The organism is Mycobacterium sp. NGS34 (genome assembly GCF_059812845.1).
In genome coordinates, this window is the sequence record NZ_JCALDM010000003.1 from 124,829 (window position 1) to 145,419 (window position 20,591).

At 69.6% G+C, this 20,591-nt stretch carries 19 protein-coding genes; 3 read left to right on the forward strand and 16 right to left on the reverse strand.

Going from position 1 to position 20,591, the window contains the following annotated elements; all coding sequences use genetic code 11:
• Positions 1–3: 3 nt before the first annotated feature.
• Positions 4–516 carry a GNAT family N-acetyltransferase gene (locus AC5Y7V_RS09495; RefSeq protein ID WP_499879792.1) on the forward strand — a complete coding sequence of 171 codons (513 nt, stop codon included), beginning with the start codon at positions 4–6 and terminating at the stop codon, positions 514–516.
• Here AC5Y7V_RS09495 and AC5Y7V_RS09500 read toward each other — a convergent pair.
• Genes AC5Y7V_RS09500 through aldR form a run of 5 tightly spaced genes read right to left on the reverse strand, consistent with a single transcriptional unit; the run spans position 503 to position 6,263 of the window.
• Entirely contained in the window at positions 503–1,579 is a 1,077-nt protein-coding gene (locus AC5Y7V_RS09500) for a PDR/VanB family oxidoreductase (protein WP_499879793.1), read from the reverse strand. The genes AC5Y7V_RS09495 and AC5Y7V_RS09500 overlap by 14 nt on opposite strands.
• Before the next feature lie 10 nt (positions 1,580–1,589).
• Positions 1,590–3,344: an SDR family oxidoreductase gene (locus tag AC5Y7V_RS09505; RefSeq protein WP_499879794.1), complete on the reverse strand. Its 1,755-nt coding sequence runs from the start codon at positions 3,342–3,344 to the stop codon at positions 1,590–1,592.
• 3 nt (positions 3,345–3,347) lie between these two features.
• Positions 3,348–4,256, reverse strand: coding sequence for a metal-dependent hydrolase (locus tag AC5Y7V_RS09510; RefSeq protein WP_499879795.1), 909 nt, complete (start codon positions 4,254–4,256; stop codon positions 3,348–3,350).
• A gap of 15 nt (positions 4,257–4,271) precedes the next feature.
• A complete protein-coding gene (locus AC5Y7V_RS09515) occupies positions 4,272–5,732 on the reverse strand; it encodes a flavin-containing monooxygenase (protein ID WP_499879796.1) in 1,461 nt (486 codons plus the stop codon).
• A 15-nt stretch (positions 5,733–5,747) separates the two neighbouring features.
• Positions 5,748–6,263, reverse strand: a complete 516-nt coding sequence (gene aldR, locus AC5Y7V_RS09520) for an HTH-type transcriptional regulator AldR (protein ID WP_499879797.1) — start codon at positions 6,261–6,263, stop codon at positions 5,748–5,750.
• Positions 6,264–6,331: 68 nt separating this feature from the next.
• Between aldR and ald the strand changes: the two genes are divergently transcribed.
• A complete protein-coding gene (gene ald, locus AC5Y7V_RS09525; protein ID WP_499879798.1) occupies positions 6,332–7,456 on the forward strand; it encodes an alanine dehydrogenase in 1,125 nt (374 codons plus the stop codon).
• Here ald and AC5Y7V_RS09530 read toward each other — a convergent pair.
• The 5 genes from AC5Y7V_RS09530 to AC5Y7V_RS09550 form a co-directional block, all read right to left on the reverse strand.
• The gene (locus AC5Y7V_RS09530; protein ID WP_499879799.1) at positions 7,446–8,468 is read right to left on the reverse strand and encodes a nitronate monooxygenase; all 1,023 of its coding nucleotides are present in this window, start codon (positions 8,466–8,468) and stop codon (positions 7,446–7,448) included. The genes ald and AC5Y7V_RS09530 overlap by 11 nt on opposite strands.
• Positions 8,469–8,472: 4 nt before the next feature.
• Positions 8,473–9,831 carry a M16 family metallopeptidase gene (locus tag AC5Y7V_RS09535; RefSeq protein ID WP_499879800.1) on the reverse strand — a complete coding sequence of 453 codons (1,359 nt, stop codon included), beginning with the start codon at positions 9,829–9,831 and terminating at the stop codon, positions 8,473–8,475.
• Complete coding sequence (locus AC5Y7V_RS09540) at positions 9,809–12,079, reverse strand: polyribonucleotide nucleotidyltransferase (RefSeq protein ID WP_499879801.1); 2,271 nt, start codon at positions 12,077–12,079, stop codon at positions 9,809–9,811. Before AC5Y7V_RS09540 ends, AC5Y7V_RS09535 begins: the two co-directional genes overlap by 23 nt.
• 323 nt (positions 12,080–12,402) lie before the next feature.
• Positions 12,403–12,672 carry a 30S ribosomal protein S15 gene (gene rpsO / locus AC5Y7V_RS09545; RefSeq protein ID WP_066909705.1) on the reverse strand — a complete coding sequence of 90 codons (270 nt, stop codon included), beginning with the start codon at positions 12,670–12,672 and terminating at the stop codon, positions 12,403–12,405.
• A gap of 133 nt (positions 12,673–12,805) precedes the next feature.
• Positions 12,806–13,780: a bifunctional riboflavin kinase/FAD synthetase gene (locus AC5Y7V_RS09550; RefSeq protein WP_499879802.1), complete on the reverse strand. Its 975-nt coding sequence runs from the start codon at positions 13,778–13,780 to the stop codon at positions 12,806–12,808.
• 135 nt (positions 13,781–13,915) lie between these two features.
• On the opposite strand from AC5Y7V_RS09550, the gene mntR reads away from it, so the two are divergent.
• Complete coding sequence (mntR, locus tag AC5Y7V_RS09555; RefSeq protein ID WP_499879803.1) at positions 13,916–14,608, forward strand: manganese-binding transcriptional regulator MntR; 693 nt, start codon at positions 13,916–13,918, stop codon at positions 14,606–14,608.
• Here mntR and AC5Y7V_RS09560 read toward each other — a convergent pair.
• The 6 genes from AC5Y7V_RS09560 to pptH form a co-directional block, all read right to left on the reverse strand.
• Complete coding sequence (locus tag AC5Y7V_RS09560; protein ID WP_499879804.1) at positions 14,605–15,852, reverse strand: acyl-CoA dehydrogenase family protein; 1,248 nt, start codon at positions 15,850–15,852, stop codon at positions 14,605–14,607. The genes mntR and AC5Y7V_RS09560 overlap by 4 nt on opposite strands.
• Before the next feature lie 3 nt (positions 15,853–15,855).
• Positions 15,856–17,046, reverse strand: a complete 1,191-nt coding sequence (locus AC5Y7V_RS09565; RefSeq protein WP_499879805.1) for a lipid-transfer protein — start codon at positions 17,044–17,046, stop codon at positions 15,856–15,858.
• Positions 17,047–17,153: 107 nt separating this feature from the next.
• Complete coding sequence (locus tag AC5Y7V_RS09570; protein ID WP_499879806.1) at positions 17,154–17,957, reverse strand: crotonase/enoyl-CoA hydratase family protein; 804 nt, start codon at positions 17,955–17,957, stop codon at positions 17,154–17,156.
• Positions 17,958–17,967: 10 nt separating this feature from the next.
• Positions 17,968–18,873, reverse strand: a complete 906-nt coding sequence (gene truB, locus AC5Y7V_RS09575) for a tRNA pseudouridine(55) synthase TruB (RefSeq protein ID WP_499879807.1) — start codon at positions 18,871–18,873, stop codon at positions 17,968–17,970.
• Positions 18,870–19,547: a 4'-phosphopantetheinyl transferase PptT gene (gene pptT, locus AC5Y7V_RS09580; protein ID WP_499879808.1), complete on the reverse strand. Its 678-nt coding sequence runs from the start codon at positions 19,545–19,547 to the stop codon at positions 18,870–18,872. Before pptT ends, truB begins: the two co-directional genes overlap by 4 nt.
• A complete protein-coding gene (gene pptH, locus AC5Y7V_RS09585; protein WP_499879809.1) occupies positions 19,544–20,509 on the reverse strand; it encodes an ACP phosphodiesterase PptH in 966 nt (321 codons plus the stop codon). Before pptH ends, pptT begins: the two co-directional genes overlap by 4 nt.
• Between the last annotated feature and the right edge of the window lie 82 nt (positions 20,510–20,591).

Genomic DNA, 20,591 nt, shown 5'->3' on the forward strand with positions numbered 1-20,591 from the left:
CGTGTGGAGGCCCTCGACATCCGGATCCGCGAAGCCACGGCGGAGGATTTCGCCGACGTCGCGGAGATGCACTATCCGGTGTGGCGACAATCCTGGGCCGGAATACTCACGCCGCCACTCCTCGACATCCTGGGTCCGCCGAAGCGTTGGGTCGCCGAGATCTACCCCCACACGCTGAATCGCGACGGCTGGCGGATGTGGGTGGCCGAATCCGGGGGCCGGCCACTGGGCGTCGCCATCTTCGGGCCGGACCCCGACGAACGCGGCGCCGTCCAGATCGACGCGCTGTACATCGCGGACGAAAGCCAGCGGCACGGCATCGGCGGCCGCCTGCTCGACGAGATTCTGAGCGCACACCCGGCCGGCGACGTGATCCTATGGGCCGCGGTGCAGAACGACAAGGCGCGCCGCTTCTACGAGAAGAACAAATTTCTCCTCGACGGCCGCACCCTCGACTGGGAGCCGCTGCCCGGCATCAAGGTGGCCCACGTGGGCTACCGGCTCACGCGTCGATGACCAGCCGGTCGCCCCTCGCCCGCGACACGCAGACCACCATTTCGTCGTCACCCACCGCCACGCGGCCGCGGTGATCGACCTGCCCGCCAAGCACTTTGACCTTGCACGTCCCGCAGAACCCCTGCTGGCACGAGTACGGGGTGGTCGGATCAAGGTCGCGCATGACTTCCAGCGCCGAGCGATTCGCCGGGACGCTGACGACCCGCCCCGACCGGGCCAGCTCCAACTCGAACGGAACCCCGTCGGCCACCGGCGGCGGGCTGAACCGCTCGTAATGCAAAGGCGCGTCGGCGAATTCGTTTCGCGCCACGCGCACCGCCTCCAGCATGGGGGTCGGCCCGCAGACGTACACTGCCGTCGTCGGGCCGGCGCCGGCCAGCAGCTCGCCGACGCCCGCGAAGCGGCCGTGCTCATCGTCGGCCCAGACCGTCACCCGGCCCGGGTCCACCGAAACCACCTCGTCGAGGAACGGCATGTACTCGCGGCTTCTTCCGGCATAGACTGCGCGCCAATCGATTCCGCGCTGCAGCGCCGCCCGCATCATCGGCAGGATGGGCGTCACCCCGATGCCGCCGATGACGAACAACACGTCGCGTTCGGCGGTGCCGAGATAGAAGGCGTTGCGCGGGCCCTCGAACAGGCACGTGTCCCCCACCTTGAAAGCCTCGTGCATCTCGATGGAACCGCCTCCGCCGTCGGCGATCCGGCGCACGGCGATGCGGTAGTCGGTGCGCCGCCCGGGCGGGCCGCACAGCGAGTACTGCCGGCGCCGGCCCGAGGGCAATTGCACGTCGATGTGCCCGCCGGGCGTCCACGACGGCAGCAGGCCGCCGTCAGGGTCGGCCAGCGTCAGCGCCACCACGTCGGGGGCGACGAGTTCGCGCTTGGTGATCACCGCGCGCAGGACCCGCGGCACCGGCCTCACCCGGGACGGCTGCCACCGCGAGACCGCGGCGAATCCCCCGAACCACAGGCGGACGCCCCACAGCAGGGTGCCGAGCCGGTCGCGGTCGCGCCGACCGTACAGGTCGACCGGCCTGCTTCCCCAAATGCTTTCCGGCACGGCGCAATCCCTAACTTTGGCGGATGTCGTAGCGCGCGAACAGGCGCAGCGCCGACGGGCTGATGCGCCGCAGCGCGTAGCCGATCCGGGATTCGGCGGCGATCGGGACGACGGCGGGGCCGGTCTCGGCGGCCCTGACGATCGCCTTGGCCACCGCCTCCGGCGTGTAGTTGCGCCGCCGGTAGGCCGCGTCGGCCTTCTCGCGGGCGCGCTCCTGTTGTTCGGCGGTCATGCCGGCGTAGACGGTGCTCTTGGCGATGTTGGTGTTGACGAACCCCGGGCACACGGCCGTGACGGAGATGCCCTCGTCGGCGAGGTCCGCCCGCAGCGATTCGCTGAACGCCAGCACCGCCGCCTTGGTGGTGCCGTAGGCGACCATCGATTTCGACGGGACGAACGCCGCCGCCGATGCCACGTTGATGATCGTGCCGCCCTCGCCGCGCTCGACCATCTGCGCCGCGAAGGCCCGGCAGCCGCAGATGACGCCCCGGACGTTGACACCCAGGATGTCGTCCCAGTTCGCCGAGCTCGTCTCCAGGAACCGGCCCGCCATCCCGATGCCGGCGTTGTTCACCAGGATGTCGATCACACCGTGCTCGTTGCGCACCTGTGCGGCAAGGGCGTTCATCGCGGACTCGTCGCTGACGTCGACCTGGTACACCGCCGCCTCGGCGCACGCAGCGCGCACGGCGTCGGCGCTGTCGTTGGCGGCGGCCAGGTCGCGGTCGGCGATCACCACCTTGCGCGCGCCGCGCCGGGCCAGTTCGACGGCGGTGGCCCGGCCGATGCCCGCGCCCGCCCCGGTGACCAGCGCGAGCTTGCCGGCGACCTCGCGCGGTCCGCCGCGCACCACCGATCCACTCGCCGCGCCGGCGACGGTCTCCTCGACCCACTCGGCGGTCAGCCGGGCGATCACCTCCGGGCGCGACGTCACCACCCAGTGCCCGCCCTCGATACCGATCACCCGGCCGGTTTCGGGAATCGCGCCGGTGAACCGTTGCAGCGCGGGTGTCACGAAGATGTCCTTGCGCGGCACCACGACCTGGACCGCGACGGTGGTCTCCGGCAGCTGCGCGCCGGGCCGCAGCATCGGCCCGGGCATGTTGGCGCGGTACAGGCCCAGCCCGTTGACGTAGTCGGCGACGGACCGCGGCGGCCGCTCGCGCCGGCTGCGGGTGCTCGACCGGCCGATGCGCTCAAGGGCCTCATGGACTTTCACGCCGACCCGCGACCGGAACGCCAGCTCCGGCACGACGGGGCACAGGAAGAACGCGATGTACGTCGAGCCCAGCAGCTGCCTGGCGACCTGACCGACGGCCCGGGGAGTTCGCGCCGAGCGCAGGAACCTGCCCGCGTAGCGCAGGTGCGGGCCCGAAATCGACGTGAACGATGCGACTTTGGCCATCGTGTCCTCGTCGGTGACTGCCGGCCAGGCCTGGATGGACCCCCAGTCGTGGGCCAGCAGGTGCACGGGCCCGACGCCCAGGCTGTCGATCACCGCGCCGATGTCGGACACCAGCTGGGGAAAGGCGTAGCCGGATCGCTTTGCGGGGCGGGATGATTCGCCGGCGCCGCGGACGTCGTAGGCCACCACGTTGTAGCGGCCGCGCTTCTCCAGCTCCGATGCCACGCCGTCCCACAGGTGATGGTTGTCGGGCCAGCCGTGAATGGCGAGGATGGTCGGGCGCGCCGGGTCGAGCTCGGTGTAGCGGTGCACCGCCAGGGTGACGCCGTCGGATGCGGTGACGATCGATGTTGCGGCCATCGGTCAGCGCGACGCCCGCGCTGCGGGCGAGAGCGCCAGGTAGTCGACCGCCAGCTCCAGCCCGCCCAGCTGCGACGGGTGGAAACCCGGTCGGTAGTAGTCGGCGACCACCCGCACGAACCGCAGCGGCCCGGGCACCAGACCGCGGCGCGCCGCGCGGAGGTACTCCCACCAGTGCGGCTTGGTTCCCGGCCGCAGGCGCGGGTCCACCGAGTACAGGAAGCGGACCCCGCGCACCCAGAACAACAGCATGGCCGGCGTCACGACCAGCTGGGCCCGCACCCGTCGCAGGTACCCGGCGCGCAGGTGCTTCATGGTGTCGAAGGCGACGGCCTTGTGCTCGACTTCCTCGGCGCCGTGCCAGCGCAGCATGTCCAGCATCACCGGGTCGGTGCCGATGGCGTCGTGGGCGGGCGCGCCGAGCACCCACTCGCCCAGGATGGCGGTGTAGTGCTCGACCGCCGACACGATCGAGATCTGCTCCAGCAGCCAGCTGTGCCGGCGCCGCCGGCCCCACCCGGGCTTGGGCCCGAGCAGCTTCCCGAACAGCCACCTGATCTGGTCGGTGTACGGGGTGAGGTCGACGCCCTGCGCGGCGAAGTGGGCGAGCACCTTCGAGTGCGCCTGCGAATGCATGGCCTCCTGGCCGATGAACCCCTGCACGTCGAGGCGCAGCTGGTCGTCCTTGATCAGCGGCAGCGCCTGCTTGAACACGTCGACGAAGAACTCCTCGCCGGCCGGCAGCAGCAGGTGCAGCACGTTGAGGACGTGCGTGGTGAACGGCTCGCCGGGCACGTAGTGGAACGGCAGCTTCGCCCAGTCGAAGTACACGTCGCGCGCCTCGAGGACCAGGCGCTCGTGGTCGAGCGACGCGTCATGCGGACCCGCCGCCTGGTCGTCGACGGTGAACATCGCCGGCCCCTCCCCTCAGCGCGCGGCCACGTGCCTGCGCAGTTCGTACTCTCGCAGATCCGTCTTGGCCAGCATCGCCCGGTGCTTGGCCGGCGTGAACGGCCAGACCTCGGGCACCCCGTCCTTGTTCAGGTACCAGCTGCTGCAGCCGGTGGTCCACACGGTCTCCGGCATCGCGGCCCGCAGCTCGGCGTTGTACCGCTCGGTCGCTGCGGCCGACGGCTCGATGGTGTCGAATTCGCCTCGGCGCCAACGCTCGATCCAGCCCAGGATGTGATCGGCCTGGTGCTCGGCGACGGCGGTGAGCGAGTGGTTGCCCACCGGGCTGTGCGGGCCCAGCATCATGAAGAAGTTGGGAAAACCGGGCATCGCGACGGTTCGGTGGGCCCGTGGTCCGTCGCGCCAGACGTCGTCGGCGGCGATGCCGTCCCGGCCAGTCAGGCACATCGGCCGGAAGAACGCGTGGGTGTCGAACCCGGTGCACAGCACGATGACGTCCACCTCGTGCAGGTTGCCGTCGTCGGTCACGATGCCCCGCCGTTCGACGTGGTCGATGCCGGCCGTGACCAGCTCGACGTCGTCGCGCTGCATCGCGCGGTAGAACCCGCCCGACACCACCAGCCGCTTGCACATCGGCTGGTAGTCGGGCGTCAGCGCCGCCCGCAACCCGGGGTCGCGCACCTGGCGCAGGCTGGCGCGGCACAGCGCCCCCATCGCCTTGCGCCGCAGGCCCGGCTTGGTCAGCGCCACCGCGAAGGTGTCGAAGATGAGGCCGTACGCCCGGTACGCCAACCGGTCGAGCCAGGGCGCGGCCCGGTGGGTGAGGCTGGCGAACCGGGAGTAGTGCGGGTTGGGCATCGGGACGATCCACTGCGCGGTGCGCTGGAACAGCACCACCCTGCCCGCCACGCCGGCCAGCCCGCAGACCAGCTGCACACCGGTGGATCCGTTGCCGATCACCGCGATTCGCCGGCCCGACAGCTCGACCGAGTGGTCCCAGCGCGCGGAGTGAAAGGCGTGGCCGCCGAAGTCGTCCAGCCCGGGGATCGACGGCATCCGGGGGTGGTGCAGCACGCCGGTCGCCGAGATCAGGAAGTCGACGGTCGATTCCTCGCCGGCGTCGGTGCGCAGCGCCCAGCGGTCGTTTTCGAACCGGGCGCTGACGATCTCGGTGCCGAACCGGATCCGGTCCCGCAGCCCGAATTGGTCGGCCACGCCCCGGAAATAGGCCTGGATCTCGCCGCCCGGCGAGAACATGTGCGACCAGTCGGGCTTGGTGGCGAAGGTGTACTGATACACCCGCGACGGCACGTCACACGTCAGGCCCGGATAGGTGTTTTCGCGCCAGGTGCCGCCCACCTCGTCGGCCTTCTCGTAGATGGTGATGTCGCGAATGCCGCTGCGCAGCAACGCGATTGCCACGCACAAGCCGGACATTCCGGCCCCCACGATCGCTACGGCGGGATCGCGCCTCATCCGCCGATCATAGGGCTAAATCGGCGCCGCACCACGAAGATGTTCGAAAATCAGCGACGTCTGGGTGCCCGCGACGTCGGCGTCGGCGTTGAGGTTCTCGACGACGAACGCACGCAGGTCCTCGGTGTCGCGGGCGGCGACGTGCAGGATGAAATCGTCTGCGCCGGCGAGGAAATAGACGTCCATCACCTGCCGCCGGGTGCGGATCTGCTGGATGAAGCTGCGGATCTTGCCGCGCGCGTTGGACTGCAGGGTGACCGAGATCATCGCCTGCAGCGGCAACCCGACGGCGACCGGATCCACGTCGGCGTAGAACCCCCGGATGACCCCCAGGTCCAGCAACCGGCGCACCCGGCCGTGGCACGTCGAGGGCGCGATCCCGACCGCCTCGGCGAGCGCGTTGTTGGTGATCCGCGCGTCGGCGTGCAACAGGGTCAGGATTTTGCGGTCCACTGCGTCGAGGCCGGCGGCCCGAACATCCTTCGGCGGGCCGCCGGACCGGCCGTCGCGGTCAGGAGATAGCCCGGACACGACACGAGTTTACAGAATTATCGTCAGCATGTTTGTCGGCATTTCGAACGTTCTTCACACTTGAGGACATGCGCGTCGGCATACCCACCGAGACCAAGACCAACGAATTCAGGGTGGCCATCACCCCAGCCGGTGTCGCGGAACTCACCCGCCGCGGCCACGAGGTCCTCGTCCAGTCCGGCGCCGGGGAAGGGTCGGCCATCCCCGACGCGGAGTTCAAGGCGGCGGGCGCCGAACTGGCCGGCACCGCCGAGCAGGTGTGGGCCGACGCCGACCTGCTGCTGAAGGTCAAGGAGCCGATACCGGCCGAGTACGGCCTGTTGCGCCGCGACCAGGTCCTGTTCACCTACCTGCATCTGGCCGCGTCGCGCGCCTGCACCGACGCGTTGTTGGCCGCCGGCGCAACCTCGATCGCCTACGAAACGGTCCAGACCGCCGACGGCGCGCTGCCCCTGCTGGCCCCGATGAGCGAGGTCGCCGGTCGGCTCTCCGCTCAGGTCGGCGCCTACCACCTGATGCGCACCCAGGGCGGGCGCGGCGTGCTGATGGGCGGTGTGCCGGGCGTCAAGGCGGCCGACGTGGTGGTGATCGGGGCCGGCACCGCCGGCTATAACGCCGCCCGGGTGGCGGGCGGCATGGGCGCGACCGTCATGGTGTTCGACGTCAACATCGCCAAGCTCCGGCTGCTCGACGCGGAGTTCGCCGGCCGCGTCGGCACCCGCTACTCGTCGGCCCTGGAACTCGAAGGGGCCGTCAAGCGCGCCGACCTGGTGATCGGCGCCGTGCTGGTGCCCGGCGCCAAGGCGCCCAAACTCATCCCGAATTCCCTTGTCGCGCAGATGAAGCCGGGAGCGGTGCTGGTGGACATCTCCATCGACCAGGGCGGCTGCTTCGAGGATTCGCGGCCCACCACGCACGACGACCCGACGTTCGCGGTGCACGACACCGTGTTCTACTGCGTGGCGAACATGCCCAGCGCGGTGCCCAAGACGTCGACCGTCGCGCTGACCAACGCCACGATGCCCTACGTGCTCAGGCTCGCCGACGCCGGCTGGCGGGCGGCGTGCCGATCGGATCCCGCTCTGGCCAAAGGGCTTTCGACGCACGACGGGATGCTGCTGTCCGAACGGGTGGCCACCGACCTGGGCTTGCCGCACACCGGCGTGGCGACCGCACTGGCCACTAGACGTTGAGGCCGGCGACGATGTCGGCCACCGGCCCGGGGCGGGCCTCCTCGAACGACGTTCCCGCCCACAGCGTCATCCCGTCCGGGTCCTCCCGCTGGGCCGCCGCCTCCCGGATCGGCAACGTCATCTGGTTGACCTCGGGGTAGCCGAGCGGTGCAACGGTGTCCAGGCGCCGGATGAAGTCGTTCTCCAGGCTGCGCGCGTAGCGGCCCGAGAACGCGCGCGAGACGATGGTCTTGCCGAAAAGCTGATTCTTCATGGCGGTGCGATGCGCCTGGCTGGTGCCGGCCTCGTTGGAAAGCAGCAGCGCGGTGCCGACCTGCGCGGCCACGGCTCCCCTGCGCAGCACGCCGGAGACGGCCTCGGCGGTGCCCAGCCCGCCCGCCGCGATGATCGGGATGTCGCGGTGCGCGCGGTGGATCCGATCGATCAGCCGATGCAGCGATTCGGTACCCGGTTCCATGTCCGGGGCGAAGGTGCCGCGGTGCCCGCCGGCGTCGGGGCCCTGGACCACCAGGCTGTCCGCGCCCGCGGCGACGGCGATCCCGGCCTCGTACAGCGACGTCACCGTGACCATCACCAACAACCCCTGCGCGCTCAACCGCCGGATCACGTCGGGCGGCGGCACGCCGAAGGTGAACGACACCAGCTCGGGGTGGACGTCGGACACCACCTCGAGCTTGCGCGCCCAGTCGTCGTCGTCGCCGAACTCGGGCCGGCCGACCTCGCACTGGTAGTGGTCGGCGATGTTTTCGAGTTCCTCGGCGTAATAGTCCAGCGCCACCCAGTCGGCGACGCTGGGCTGCGGGACCAACAGGTTCACGCCGAGCGGGCCCGTCGTCATGGCGCGCGCGGCGGCGATGTCCTGGGCCAACCGCTCGGCGCTCACGTACGCGGCCGGGATGAATCCGAGCCCGCCCGCGTTGGACACCGCGGCGGCCAGCGCGGGGGTGCCGGGCCCGCCGGCCATCGGCGCACCCACGATGGGCACCGCGATATCCCAAAAGCCCAGAACCACGGCGCTACCCTACCATCGCCCGAAGTTGTTGGGGCAGCGATCGTTTCGACGCGTACGGACCCAGGACGGCGGCGCCGTAGCGCTTGCCCAGCAGGCGGCGGGCGACCGCGTTGACCTCGTCGACGGTCACCCCGTCGATCTGTTGGAGGGTGTGTTCGATGCTGCGGTGTTTGCCGTAGTTCAGCTCGCTGCGGCCGATGCGGCTCATCCGGGACCCGGAGTCCTCCAGGCCGAGGACCAGCCCGCCCCGCAGGGACCCCTTGGCGATGCGGCACTCCGCCTCGGTGATGCCGTCGCGCGCGACCTTTTCGAGCACGTCGCTGGTCACCCGCATTACGTCGGGGAAACGCTCGGGCAGGCACGCGGCGTACACGGACAGCGAGCCGCTGTCGGCGAAGATGTCGACCGCCGAGTAGACCGAATAGGCCAGCCCGCGCAGCTCCCGGACCTCCTGGAACAGCCTGGAGCTCAGGCCGCCGCCCAGCGCCGTGTGCAGCACCGACAGCGCCCAGCGATGCTCCCAGCTGCGCCCGGGCGTGCGGACTCCCAGCGACACGTGGGTCTGTTCGGCATCCCGGTTGACCAGCGTCAGCCCGGGTTGTCCGGTGACCCGCCCGGCACCCTTGCGGGGCGCGATGGGCTGACGCCCGCGGACCAGGTGCGGCCCGAAGTGCTCGCGGACCAGCGCCACCACCTGGTCGTGATCGACGTTGCCGGCGACCGCGACGACCATCCGTTCGGGGGTGTAGCGCCGCACGTGGAACGAGTGCAGTTGGCCCCGCGTCATCTCCGAAACCGAACGCGCGGTGCCGATCACGGGCCGGCCCACCGGGTGGTCACCGAAGAGCGCCGACAGGAAGATGTCGCCCAGCGCGTCCTCGGGGTCGTCGTCGCGCATGGCGATCTCCTCGAGGACGACGTCGCGTTCCAGCTCCACGTCCTCGGCGGCGCAGCGGCCGTTGAGCACCACGTCGGCGACCAGGTCGATCGCCAGCTCCAGGTCGCTGTCGAGCACGTGCGCGTAGTAGCAGGTGTGCTCCCTGGCGGTGAACGCGTTCAGCTCGCCCCCGACGGCGTCCATCGCCTGGGCGATGTCGACGGCCGTGCGGGTGGGGGTCGACTTGAACAGCAGGTGCTCGAGGAAGTGCGCCGCCCCGGCCACGGTGGAGCCCTCGTCGCGCGACCCGACGCCGACCCAGACCCCGACCGACGCGGAGCGCACGGCCGGCAGGTACTCGGTGACCACCCGCAGGCCGCCCGGGAGTGTGGTGCGGCGGACGGCCTTGTGGTCCGGGTTCACCGCGGCGATCTGCGCTCCCCGACGCAGCGACGCCGGGGGGTTAGCTGCTTGCCGTGGCGGCATCGGCCGGAGCGGGCGCGGCGGACGGTGTCTCCGCGGCTTCCTCTTCGTCCACCAGGACCAGCGAGATCTTGCCCCGCTTGTCGATGTCGGCGATCTCGACCCGCAGCTTGTCGCCGACGTTCACGACGTCCTCGACCTTCGCGATGCGCTTGCCCCTGCCGAGCTTGGAGATGTGCACCAGGCCGTCGCGGCCGGGCAGCAGCGACACGAACGCGCCGAAATCCGTTGTCTTGACCACGGTTCCGAGGAAGCGCTCGCCCACCGTCGGCAGCTGCGGGTTGGCGATGGCATTGATCCGGTCGATCGCGGCCTGCGCCGAGGGCCCGTCGGTGGCGCCGACGAACACGGTGCCGTCGTCCTCGATGGAGATCTGCGCGCCGGTCTCCTCGGTGATGGCGTTGATGACCTTGCCCTTGGGGCCGATGACCTCACCGATCTTGTCGACCGGCACCTTGATGGTGGTCACCCGAGGCGCGTACGGGCTCATCTCGTCGGGCGCGTCGATGGCCTCGGCCATCACCTCGAGGATGGTCAGGCGCGCGTCCTTGGCCTGCGCCAGCGCGCCCGCCAGGACCTGCGACGGGATGCCGTCCAGCTTGGTGTCCAGCTGCAGCGCGGTGACGAAGTCCTTGGTGCCGGCGCACTTGAAGTCCATGTCGCCGAACGCGTCCTCGGCACCGAGGATGTCGGTGAGCGTGACAAAACGACGTTCGGACTCTCCGCCTTCGACTTCAATGTCATCGGAGACCAGGCCCATGGCGATGCCGGCCACCGGCGCCTTGAGCGGGACCCCGGCGTTCAGCAGCGCCAGCGTGGACGCGCAGACCGAACCCATCGAGGTCGAGCCGTTGGAGCCCAGGGCCTCGGACACCTGCCGGATGGCGTACGGGAATTCCTCGACGCTGGGCAGCACCGGGATCAGGGCCCGCTCGGCCAGCGCGCCGTGCCCGATCTCGCGCCGCTTGGGCGAGCCGACGCGGCCGGTCTCACCGGTGGAGAACGGCGGGAAGTTGTAGTGGTGCATGTAGCGCTTGGACGTTTCCGGCCCCAGCGAGTCGATCTGCTGGGCCATCTTGACCATGTCCAGCGTGGTCACGCCCAGGATCTGGGTTTCGCCGCGCTCGAACAGCGCGCTGCCGTGCGCCCGCGGCACGACGGCGACCTCGGCCGACAGCGCGCGGATGTCGGTGATGCCGCGGCCGTCGATGCGGAAGTGGTCGGTCAGGATGCGCTGGCGGACCAGCTTTTTGGTCAGCGAGCGGAACGCGGCGCTGACCTCTTTCTCGCGGCCCTCGTAGGTTTCGGCGAGCCGCGCCGCCACCTCGGCCTTCAGCTCGTCGGTGCGCGCGTCGCGCTCGGCCTTGCCGCCGATGGTCAGCGCCTTGGCCAGCTCGTCGGTGGCCACCGACGCGACCGAGTAGTAGACGTCTTCGGCGTAGTCCGGGAACGTCGGGTACTCACCGACGGGCTTGGCGGCCGCGTCGGCCAGTTCCTGCTGGGCGGTGCACAGCGCGTTGATGAACGGCTTGGCGGCCTCCAGGCCTTCCGCCACAACGGTTTCCGTCGGCGCCTGGGCGCCGCCCTCGACCAGTTCGATGACCTTGTCGGTGGCCTCGGCCTCGACCATCATGATCGCGACGTCTTTGGCGTCACCGTCGCCGACTATGCGGCCGGCGACCACCATGTCGAACACGGCCCGCTCGAGCTGCTCGACGGTGGGGAAGGCGACCCAGGTGCCATCGATCAGCGCCACCCGCACGCCGCCGATGGGTCCGGAGAACGGCAGCCCGCTGATCTGGGTGGAGGCCGACGCGGCGTTGATCGCCAGCACGTCGTAGAGGTCGTTGGGGTCCAGGCTCAGGATCGTCACCACGACCTGGATCTCGTTGCGCAGCCCGGAAACGAATGACGGGCGCAGCGGGCGGTCGATGAGCCGGCAGGTCAGGATCGCGTCGGTGGAGGGGCGACCCTCACGGCGGAAGAACGAGCCGGGGATGCGGCCCGCGGCATACATCCGCTCCTCGACGTCGACGGTGAGCGGGAAGAAGTCGAAGTGCTCCTTGGGGCTCTTGCTGGCGGTGGTCGCCGAGAGCAGCATGTTCTCGTCGTCTAGGTATGCGACCACGGCGCCGGCGGCCTGCTGGGCCAGCCTGCCGGTCTCGAAACGGATGGTGCGGGTGCCGAAGCTCCCGTTGTCGATGGTGGCGGTCGCCTCGAAGACGCCTTCGTCGATTTCAGCTACAGACATGGGTGTCCGTATGGCCTCTCTGGGTATTGAGCTGTTTCGCGTCGTCACGCGCGAGTAACCCGAGAGCTTCCCTGAAAGGAAGAAGTCTGAATGCGGCTACGGCCATCGATCGAAGCGGCCGACCTGCCCCAGATCCGGAGAGCCCGGCAGCCACTACCGAAGACCGCCCGATGCAGACCGGGCTGCTCCCTTGTGACTTGCTGGAACGGCTTACGCGGATCTGCGCAAACCGCACCGTTTGCTCGGGCCGAAGCGGCCCAGAACGCTCCCACTCTACACGGGCGAACTCCGCCGGCCAGCGGGCACTCGGGATTTGCCAGGCGTCAGCGACGCAGGCCCAGGCGCTCGACGAGCGAGCGGTAGCGCTCGACATCGATCTGGGAGACGTACTTGAGCAGCCGGCGCCGCCGGCCCACCAGCAGCAGCAGTCCGCGCCGCGAGTGGTGGTCGTGCTTGTGCACCTTGAGGTGCTCGGTCAGATCGGCGATCCGCCGGGTCAGCAGGGCGACCTGCGCCTCCGGCGACCCGGTGTCGGTGTCGTGCAGGCCGTACGAGCCCAGGATTTCTTTTTTCTGCTCGGCAGTAAGCGCCACGAAACTATCTCCATCAATCGGTCCGCGATGTGAATTCTTCTTCAGAGCGCGGCCACCGCGAACCGCAGCACGCGCCGATGTCGTCAGGCAGTTTAGCAGCGGGCCGGCTCCCGCTCCGAATCGTCGTGCGGGGCTAGTCGGGGGGCAGCAGGCCGCGCGCCCGCTCGGTGTCATCGCCCATCGCGGCGACGAGGCCCTTCACCGTGTCGAACTTGCGCTGTCCGCGGATGCGCGCGACGAAGTCCAGAGCCACATGTTGCCCGTACAGGTCGGCGGTGGTGTCCAGGACGAACGCCTCGACGGTGCGGGTGCGCCCCGAGAAGGTTGGGTTGGTGCCGATGGACACCGCGGCCTGGTAGCGCTCCCCCGGGACGACCGTGCCGGTGACCGGCCCGTGGCCGAGCACGGTGAACCAGGCCGCGTAGACGCCGTCGGCCGGGATGGCCGAATACATGGGCGGCGCCACATTCGCGGTCGGAAAGCCCAGCTCCGCGCCGCGGCCCTCGCCGCGCACGACGACGCCCTCGACGCGGTGCGGGCGGCCCAGCGCCTCCGTCGCCGCCACCATGTCACCCGCGTCCACACAGGACCGGATGTAGGTGGACGAGAACGTCACGGTCTCGTTGCTGTGGTGCTCGGACAGCAGCGACATCGACTCCACCGCGAAGCCGAACCGCTCGCCGGCCTTGCGCAGGGTGGCGACGGTGCCGGCCGCCTTCTTGCCGAAGGTGAAGTTCTCCCCGACCACGACCTCCACCACGTGCAGGTTCTCCACCAGCAGCTCGTGCACGTAGCGCTCCGGGGTGAGCTTCATGAAGTCGGTGGTGAACGGCATCACCAGAAAGACGTCGATGCCCAGCTCCTCGACCAGCTCCGCGCGGCGAGTCAGCGTCGTCAGCTGCGCGGGGTGGCTGCCGGGATAGACCACTTCCATCGGGTGCGGGTCGAACGTCATCAGCACCGTCGGCACGTTGCGCGCGCGGGCGGCCTTCACCGCGTGCGCGATCAGCTCGGCGTGGCCGCGGTGCACACCATCGAACACCCCGATGGTGACCACACATCTGCCCCAGTCCGTGGGAATCTCGTCTTGGCCGCGCCACCGCTGCACGACCGCAAGCCTACTGTCTACTCTGCGCCGAGACTGCGCCCAGATCGCCACTCGCCGTCTTCGAGACGCTCTCACCGCAGTCTCGATGGCGGCGCGGCACGCCGAATCAGGCGTGGGTGCCTAAACTTTCTGCTTGTGAGGGCTGACGATGAGCCAGGCGGCATCACCGCGGTCGGCCAGGACTACCTGAAGGTCATCTGGAATGCCCAGGAGTGGTCGATCGAAAAGGTCAGCACCAAGATGCTGGCCGAGAAGATCGGGGTGTCGGCCAGCACGGCCTCCGAGTCGATCCGCAAGCTCGCCGAGCAGGGCCTGGTCGACCACGAGAAGTACGGCGCCGTCACGCTGACCGAGGCCGGGCGCCGGGCGGCCCTCGAGGTGGTGCGCCGGCACCGGCTGTTGGAGACCTTCCTGGTCAACGAGCTCGGCTACGGCTGGGACGAAGTGCACGACGAGGCCGAGGTGCTCGAGCACGCCGTGTCGGACCGCCTGGTGGCCCGCATCGACGCCAAGCTGGGCTACCCGCAGCGCGACCCGCACGGCGACCCGATCCCCGCCTCCGACGGGCAGGTCCCCACGCCGCCGGCCCGCCAGCTGTGGGCGTGCGGCGACGGGGACACCGGGACGGTGGCCCGCATCTCCGACGCCGACCCGGAGATGCTGCGCTATTTCACCGGTGTCGGGATACAACTCGACTCGCGGCTGCGGGTGCTGACCCGCCGGGAATTCGCCGGCATGATCTCGGTGGCGATCGAGTCCGCCGACGGCGCCGAGAGCACGGTCGACCTGGGCAGCCCCGCGGCCCGGGCGATCTGGGTGGTCGCCTAACTCGACAACAGGCCCTTGGCGATGTGGGTGACCTGCACCTCGTTGCTGCCGGCGTAGATCATCAGCGACTTCGCGTCGCGGGCCAGCTGTTCCACGCGGTACTCGGCCATGTAGCCGTTGCCGCCGAACAGCTGCACGGCCTCCATCGCGACGTCGGTGGCCGCCTCCGACGAATACAGCTTGATCGCCGACGCCTCGGCCAGCGAGAGCGGCTTGCCCGCCTGTTGGCGCTCGATGGTGTGAAAGACCATGTTCTGCACGTTCATTCGGGCGATCTCCATCTTGGCCAGCTTGAGCTGGATCAGCTGGAACTGCCCGATGTTCTTGCCCCACAGCGTGCGGGTCTTGGCGTAATCCACGCACAGCCGGTGGCATTCGTTGATGATGCCCAGCGCCATCATCGCGATCCCGATCCGCTCGGCGGCGAAATTGTCGCGGGCGCTTTCGCGGCCGTCGCCGTCGGCCCGGCGCTGGTTCTCGCCGAGCAGGCGATCGGGGGTCAGCCGCACGTTGTCGAAGAACAATTCGCCCGTCGGCGAGGACATCATGCCCATCTTCTTGAACGGCTTGCCCTGCGTCAGCCCCGGCATCCCCGCGTCCAGCACGAAGATCAGCACGGGCCGGTTGCGCCGGTCGGTGTCGGAGCCGTCGTCGAGCTTGGCGTAGACCACCAGGACGTCGGCGCAGGGCCCGTTGGTGATGAACGTCTTCTGCCCGTTGAGGATGTAGTCCTCGCCGTCGCGCTTGACCGACGTCTTCATGCCGCCGAACGCGTCGGAGCCGGAGTCCGGCTCGGTAATGGCCCATGCCGCAATCTTTTTCAGCGTCATCAGGTCGGGCAGCCAGCGTTCCTTCTGGGCCAGCGTGCCGCGGCTCATAATGGTCGCCGCGCCCAGGCCGATGCTGGCCGAGGCGGTGCTGAGCAGGCCGATGCTCACCCGGGCCAGTTCCGACACCAGCACCGCCAGCATCGACGCCTGCGCGCCGCCACCGAAACCTCCGGCGCCGTCGGGCTTTTCGTCGGGCGCCTGGCCCGCCTCCCGGGCCCGCTCGCGCTCCAGCATCGACTTGACCGACTCGGCGGCCATCGCGTCAAGACCGAACTGGCTGAACAGCTTCCGGGCGATCGGGTACGGCGACAGCGCGCCCGTTTCCAGTTCGTCGAGATGCGGGCGGATCTCCTTGTCGATGAACTGACGAACCGCATCCCGAACCATGAGGTCGGTGTCGGACCACTCGATCACGGTTCAGCGTTCGGCGCGCTGATAAGCCGTGACGACGGCGGCGCCGCCCAGCCCGATGTTGTGCTGCAGGGCCGCGTTGACGCCCTCGACCTGACGCGCCTCAGCGGTGCCGCGCAGCTGCCAGGTCAGCTCGGCGCACTGCGCCAGCCCGGTGGCGCCCAGCGGGTGGCCCTTGGAGATCAGGCCGCCCGAGGGGTTGACCACCCAGCGTCCGCCGTAGGTGGTGTCGCCGTTGTCGATCAGCTTGGGCGCCTCGCCCTCCCCGCACAGGCCGAGGGCTTCGTAGAGCAGCAGCTCGTTGGCCGAGAAGCAGTCGTGCAGCTCGATCACCTGGAAGTCCTCGGGACCCAGCCCGGATTGGTCGTAAACACGTTGTGCGGCTTGCACATTCATGTCATGGCCGATGAGGTTCTTGGCGGTGCCGTCGAACGTGGACGCGAAGTCGGTGGTCATCGCCTGGCCGACAATCTCGACCGCCTGGCCGGCCAGCCCGTGCTGGTCGACGTAGCTCTCCGAGGCCAGGATCGCCGCGCCCGAGCCGTCCGAGGTCGGCGAGCACTGCAGCTTGGTGAGCGGGTCGGAGATCATCCGCGCCGCCAGGATGTCGTCGAGCGTGTAGGACTCCTGGAATTGCGCGTACGGGTTGTTGACGGAGTGCTTGTGGTTCTTGTAGCCGATCTTGGCGAAGTGCTCGGCGGTGGTGCCGTATTGCCGCATGTGCTCGCGGCCGGCGGCGCCGAACATCCAGGGCGCGACGGGCATCGCGAACTCGTCGATCTCGGCCATCGCCTTGACGTGCTTGCCCATCGGCGACTCGCGGTCCTGGGCGCCGCCGCTGAGCGCGCCGGGCTGCATCTTCTCGAAGCCGAGCGCGATCGCGCAGTCGACGATCCCGCCGCGGATGGCCTGCGCCGCCAGGAAAAGCGCCGTCGAGCCGGTCGAGCAGTTGTTGTTGACGTTGACGATCGGGATGCCTGTCATGCCCAGCTCGTACAGCGCCCGCTGGCCCGAGGTCGAGTCGCCGGCAACGTAGCCGACGTAGCCCTGCTGCACGTCGCGGTAGTCGACGCCGGCGTCGGCCAGCGCGTTGGTGCCCGACTCCCTCGCCATGTCCGGGTAGTCCCAGCCCTCGCGGCGGCCCGGCTTCTCGAACTTCGTCATGCCGACGCCGACGACGTAAACCTTGTTGGACATTCTGCGCGCCTTCCGGAGATGTGGGGCGAATTGACACCCGTCTAGTCCGGAGCTTAGCCGTGCGGCCTTGGTCGCTGGAACCCCCGTCGTTGCCAGCGCGCACGACGTCAAGCGGGGTCGACGAAAACCGGGTCCTCCCCCGACATTCCGGCCACCACGGCGGCAAGCTGATTGGGCTTGCCGATCAGCCCGGTTTGCAGCTCGGATTCGCGCTTGAGGGCCGCCGCGGCGTCGTTGCTGAGCCAGGTCTCGTCGTACAGACGCTTGGCAGCGCGAACGGCATCGGGAGATTTCCGGGCGATCTCGTCCGCGAGTTCCTTCGCCGAGGCCAGCGGATCGTCACTGTTTCGCGTGACCAGCCCGAGCGCCAACGCGTCGCCGCCCGACACGATGCGGCCGGTGAAGGTCAGCTCCTTGGCGACGTCGATGGGGACGAGCCGCGGCAGCGTCTGCGTGATGCCCATGTCGGGGACCAGCCCCCACTTGACCTCCATGATGGACAGCTTCGCGTCCGGTGCGGCGATCCGGATGTCGGCGCCCAGCGCGATCTGCAGGCCGCCGCCGAAGCAGTTCCCGTGAATCGCCGCGATGACCGGCGCCGGCACCAGGGACCAGTCGTAGGCCACGCGTTGCGCGAAGTTGGCCACCCGGTCGCCGTCGCGTTCCAGGAGAACGCCGGTGCCACCCTGTCCGGACATGAAGCTGGCGACGTCCAGGCCCGAGCAGAAGCTCTTCCCCTCGCCGTGCAGCACGACCGCGCGCACCGATTTGTCTTCGGCCAGTTGCGCTGCCGCGTTCATGAGGCCCTCGAACATGGCGTGGTCAAGCGCGTTGTGCTTGTCGGCGCGCACCATCGTCACCGTGGCCACGCCACCGTCCCCGATGCGCACGCGGACCCTGTCTTCGCTCATTCGTACGAACCTACCGCGACAGCGTTGCGGGACGGATCACCACGACCGACTTGGTCCGCGAACCCTCGTCGCGCAGCAGGGCGATCACCCGGCCCTCCGCGTCGCGGGCGGCGTAGATGCCGTCGAGGCCGGCCGGCGTCAGGGACCGGCCGTGGCTCGCCGCCTCGACCTCCTCGGGGGTCAGGACGCGGCGCGGAAACACCAGCAGGCACGCCTCGTCCAGGGTCAGGGTCAGCCGGGGCGCCTCGGCCAGGTCGTCGAGCGAGCGCGCCTGGTCCAGCCCGAAGGGCCCGACGCGGGTGCGCCGCAACGCCGTCAGGTGCCCGCCCACGCCCAGGGCCGCGCCGAGGTCGCGGGCCAGCGCGCGGATGTATGTTCCCGATGAGCAGTCGACGTCGACGTCGACGTCGGTCAAGTCACCGTCGCGGCGCACGTCCAGCACCTCGAACCGGTCGATGCGCACCGGCCGCGCCGCGAGTTCGACGGCGTGACCCTCGCGGACCAGGCGGTAGGCGCGACGGCCGTCGACTTTGATCGCGCTGACCGCCGACGGGACCTGTTCGATGTCCCCGCGCAGCGCGGCGACCCCGGCGACGATCTCCTCGTCGGTCACGTGCCCGGCCGAAACAGTTTGCAGCACTTCGCCTTCGGCGTCCTCGGTGGAGGTGGTCTGCCCGAGGCGGATGGTGGCGGCGTACGACTTCGACGCCCCCGTGAGCAGGCCGAGGATCTTGGTGGCCCGCTCGACGCCGATCACCAGCACCCCGGTGGCCATCGGGTCCAGCGTCCCCGCGTGCCCCACCCGGCGGGTGGAGAAGATGCGCCGGCAGCGGCCCACGACGTCGTGGCTGGTCATCCCGGCCGGCTTGTCCACTAGGACTATTCCCGGACCGGGGCCGGGAAGCCCCGGGCTCATAACACGATGCCGGTCAGCACCAGCCCGCGCTCGACCGACCAGCGGCCCCGCAGCGCGCTCAGCGGCGGACCCGACAGCGCGGCGCCGTCGATCAGGATCTTGGAGACGAACGTCCCGGTGGTCGCCGAATCGGCATCGAACACGATGTGGGCGTCCTCGAAACCCAACCAGCGCTCGGTCAGCGGGAACCACGCCTTGTAGGTGGCTTCCTTGGCGCAGAACAGGATTCGGTCCCAATGCAGGCCCGCGGGCAGCGCGGCGATCTCCTGGCGTTCGTCGTCGAGGGCGATCGCGCCCAGCACGCCGTCGGGCAGCACGTCGTGCGGTTCGGCGTCGATGCCCACCGAGCGCACCGCGCCGGCGCGCCCCACCACCGCCCCGCGATAGCCCGTGCAGTGCGTGAGGCTGCCCACCACGCCGGCGGGCCAGCACGGTTGTCCCTTGTCGCCCTTGAGGATCGGCACCGGTGACACGCCGAGCTCGCCCATCGCGATGCGGGCGCAGTGCCGCACGGTGATGAACTCGTTGCGCCGCTTGGCGACCGACTTGGCGATCAGCGGCTCCTCCTCGGGCAACGGGCTCAGCCCCGGGGGATCGGAATACACCTCCGAATACGCGAGGTCCTGCGATGCGGTGCCGGGCAACACCGACGCCACCAACGTGCGGGCCGTCATCGAGACTGCCGCTGCCGCACTCGTTCCCGGAATTGCTGGGCCTGGCGGCGCATCTCGGGGGTGATCACGAAGTGACCGCCGAAATCGTTGAGATAGCCCGGCGCGTACTGGGGATCCGGCAGCACCTGGCGCAGCCAGCTGTAGGGCTTGCGGCGGCGCCACTCGCGCGGGTAGCCCACCGACACCTCCTCGAAGCGCACGTCGTCGTACCAGGTGGTGCGCGGAATGTGCAGGTGCCCGTACACCGAACAGATCGCGTTGTAGCGGGTGTGCCAGTCGGCGGTCTTGGTGGTTCCGCACCACAGCGAGAACTCCGGGTAGAACAACGCGTCGCAGGGGTCGCGCACCAGCGGGAAGTGGTTGACCAGGACGGTCGGCGTCATCCAGTCCAGCTGTTCGAGGCGGGCGCGGGTGGCGGCCAGCCGCTCGCGGCACCAGGCCTCGCGGGTGGCGTACGGCTCGGACGAGAGCAGGAACTCGTCGGTGGCCACCACGTTGCGCTGCCGCGCGATCGCCATGCCCTCGGCCTTGCTCGTCGCCCCCTCGGGCAAGAAGGTGTAGTCGTACAGCAGGAACATCGGCACGATCGTGGCCGGGCCGCCGCGCTCGGTCCACACCGGGAACGGATGCTCCGGCGTGATCACGCCCATCTCGTCGCACATGTTGACCAGGTAGTCGTAGCGGGCCTTGCCGAAGATCTGCATGGGATCGCGGGTGGTGGTCCACAGCTCGTGGTTGCCGGGCACCCAGATCACCTTCGCGAACCGCCGGCGCAGCACGTCAAGCGCCCAGCGGATGTCGTCGGTGCGTTCGGCTACGTCGCCGGCGACGATCAGCCAGTCATCCGGCGACGACGGGTACAGCGATTCGGTGACCGGCTTGTTGCCGAGGTGGCCGGTGTGCAGGTCGGAAACGGCCCACAGCGTCGGCTGCGCACCATTAGTCGATTCCCGGTTCGCCACGACTAACCAGCCTAACGAACCCTGCGTGATGAGCCGGTTTCCGCCGGGCCCTTGCCCGCGGGATTAGAACGTGTTCTCTTTT

Excerpts from the sequence above, each read along its gene's own strand:
- AC5Y7V_RS09540 (WP_499879801.1), bottom strand. The coding sequence starts at position 12,079 with ATGTCTGTAGCTGAAATCGACGAAGGCGTCTTCGAGGCGACCGCCACC.
- AC5Y7V_RS09510 (WP_499879795.1), bottom strand. The coding sequence starts at position 4,256 with ATGTTCACCGTCGACGACCAGGCGGCGGGTCCGCATGACGCGTCGCTC.
- AC5Y7V_RS09505 (WP_499879794.1), bottom strand. The coding sequence starts at position 3,344 with ATGGCCGCAACATCGATCGTCACCGCATCCGACGGCGTCACCCTGGCG.
- AC5Y7V_RS09535 (WP_499879800.1), bottom strand. The coding sequence starts at position 9,831 with ATGCCGCCACGGCAAGCAGCTAACCCCCCGGCGTCGCTGCGTCGGGGA.
- AC5Y7V_RS09515 (WP_499879796.1), bottom strand. The coding sequence starts at position 5,732 with ATGAGGCGCGATCCCGCCGTAGCGATCGTGGGGGCCGGAATGTCCGGC.
- AC5Y7V_RS09570 (WP_499879806.1), bottom strand. The coding sequence starts at position 17,957 with ATGAGCGAAGACAGGGTCCGCGTGCGCATCGGGGACGGTGGCGTGGCC.
- truB (WP_499879807.1), bottom strand. The coding sequence starts at position 18,873 with ATGAGCCCGGGGCTTCCCGGCCCCGGTCCGGGAATAGTCCTAGTGGAC.
- AC5Y7V_RS09565 (WP_499879805.1), bottom strand. The coding sequence starts at position 17,046 with ATGTCCAACAAGGTTTACGTCGTCGGCGTCGGCATGACGAAGTTCGAG.
- pptT (WP_499879808.1), bottom strand. The coding sequence starts at position 19,547 with ATGACGGCCCGCACGTTGGTGGCGTCGGTGTTGCCCGGCACCGCATCG.
- ald (WP_499879798.1), top strand. The coding sequence starts at position 6,332 with ATGCGCGTCGGCATACCCACCGAGACCAAGACCAACGAATTCAGGGTG.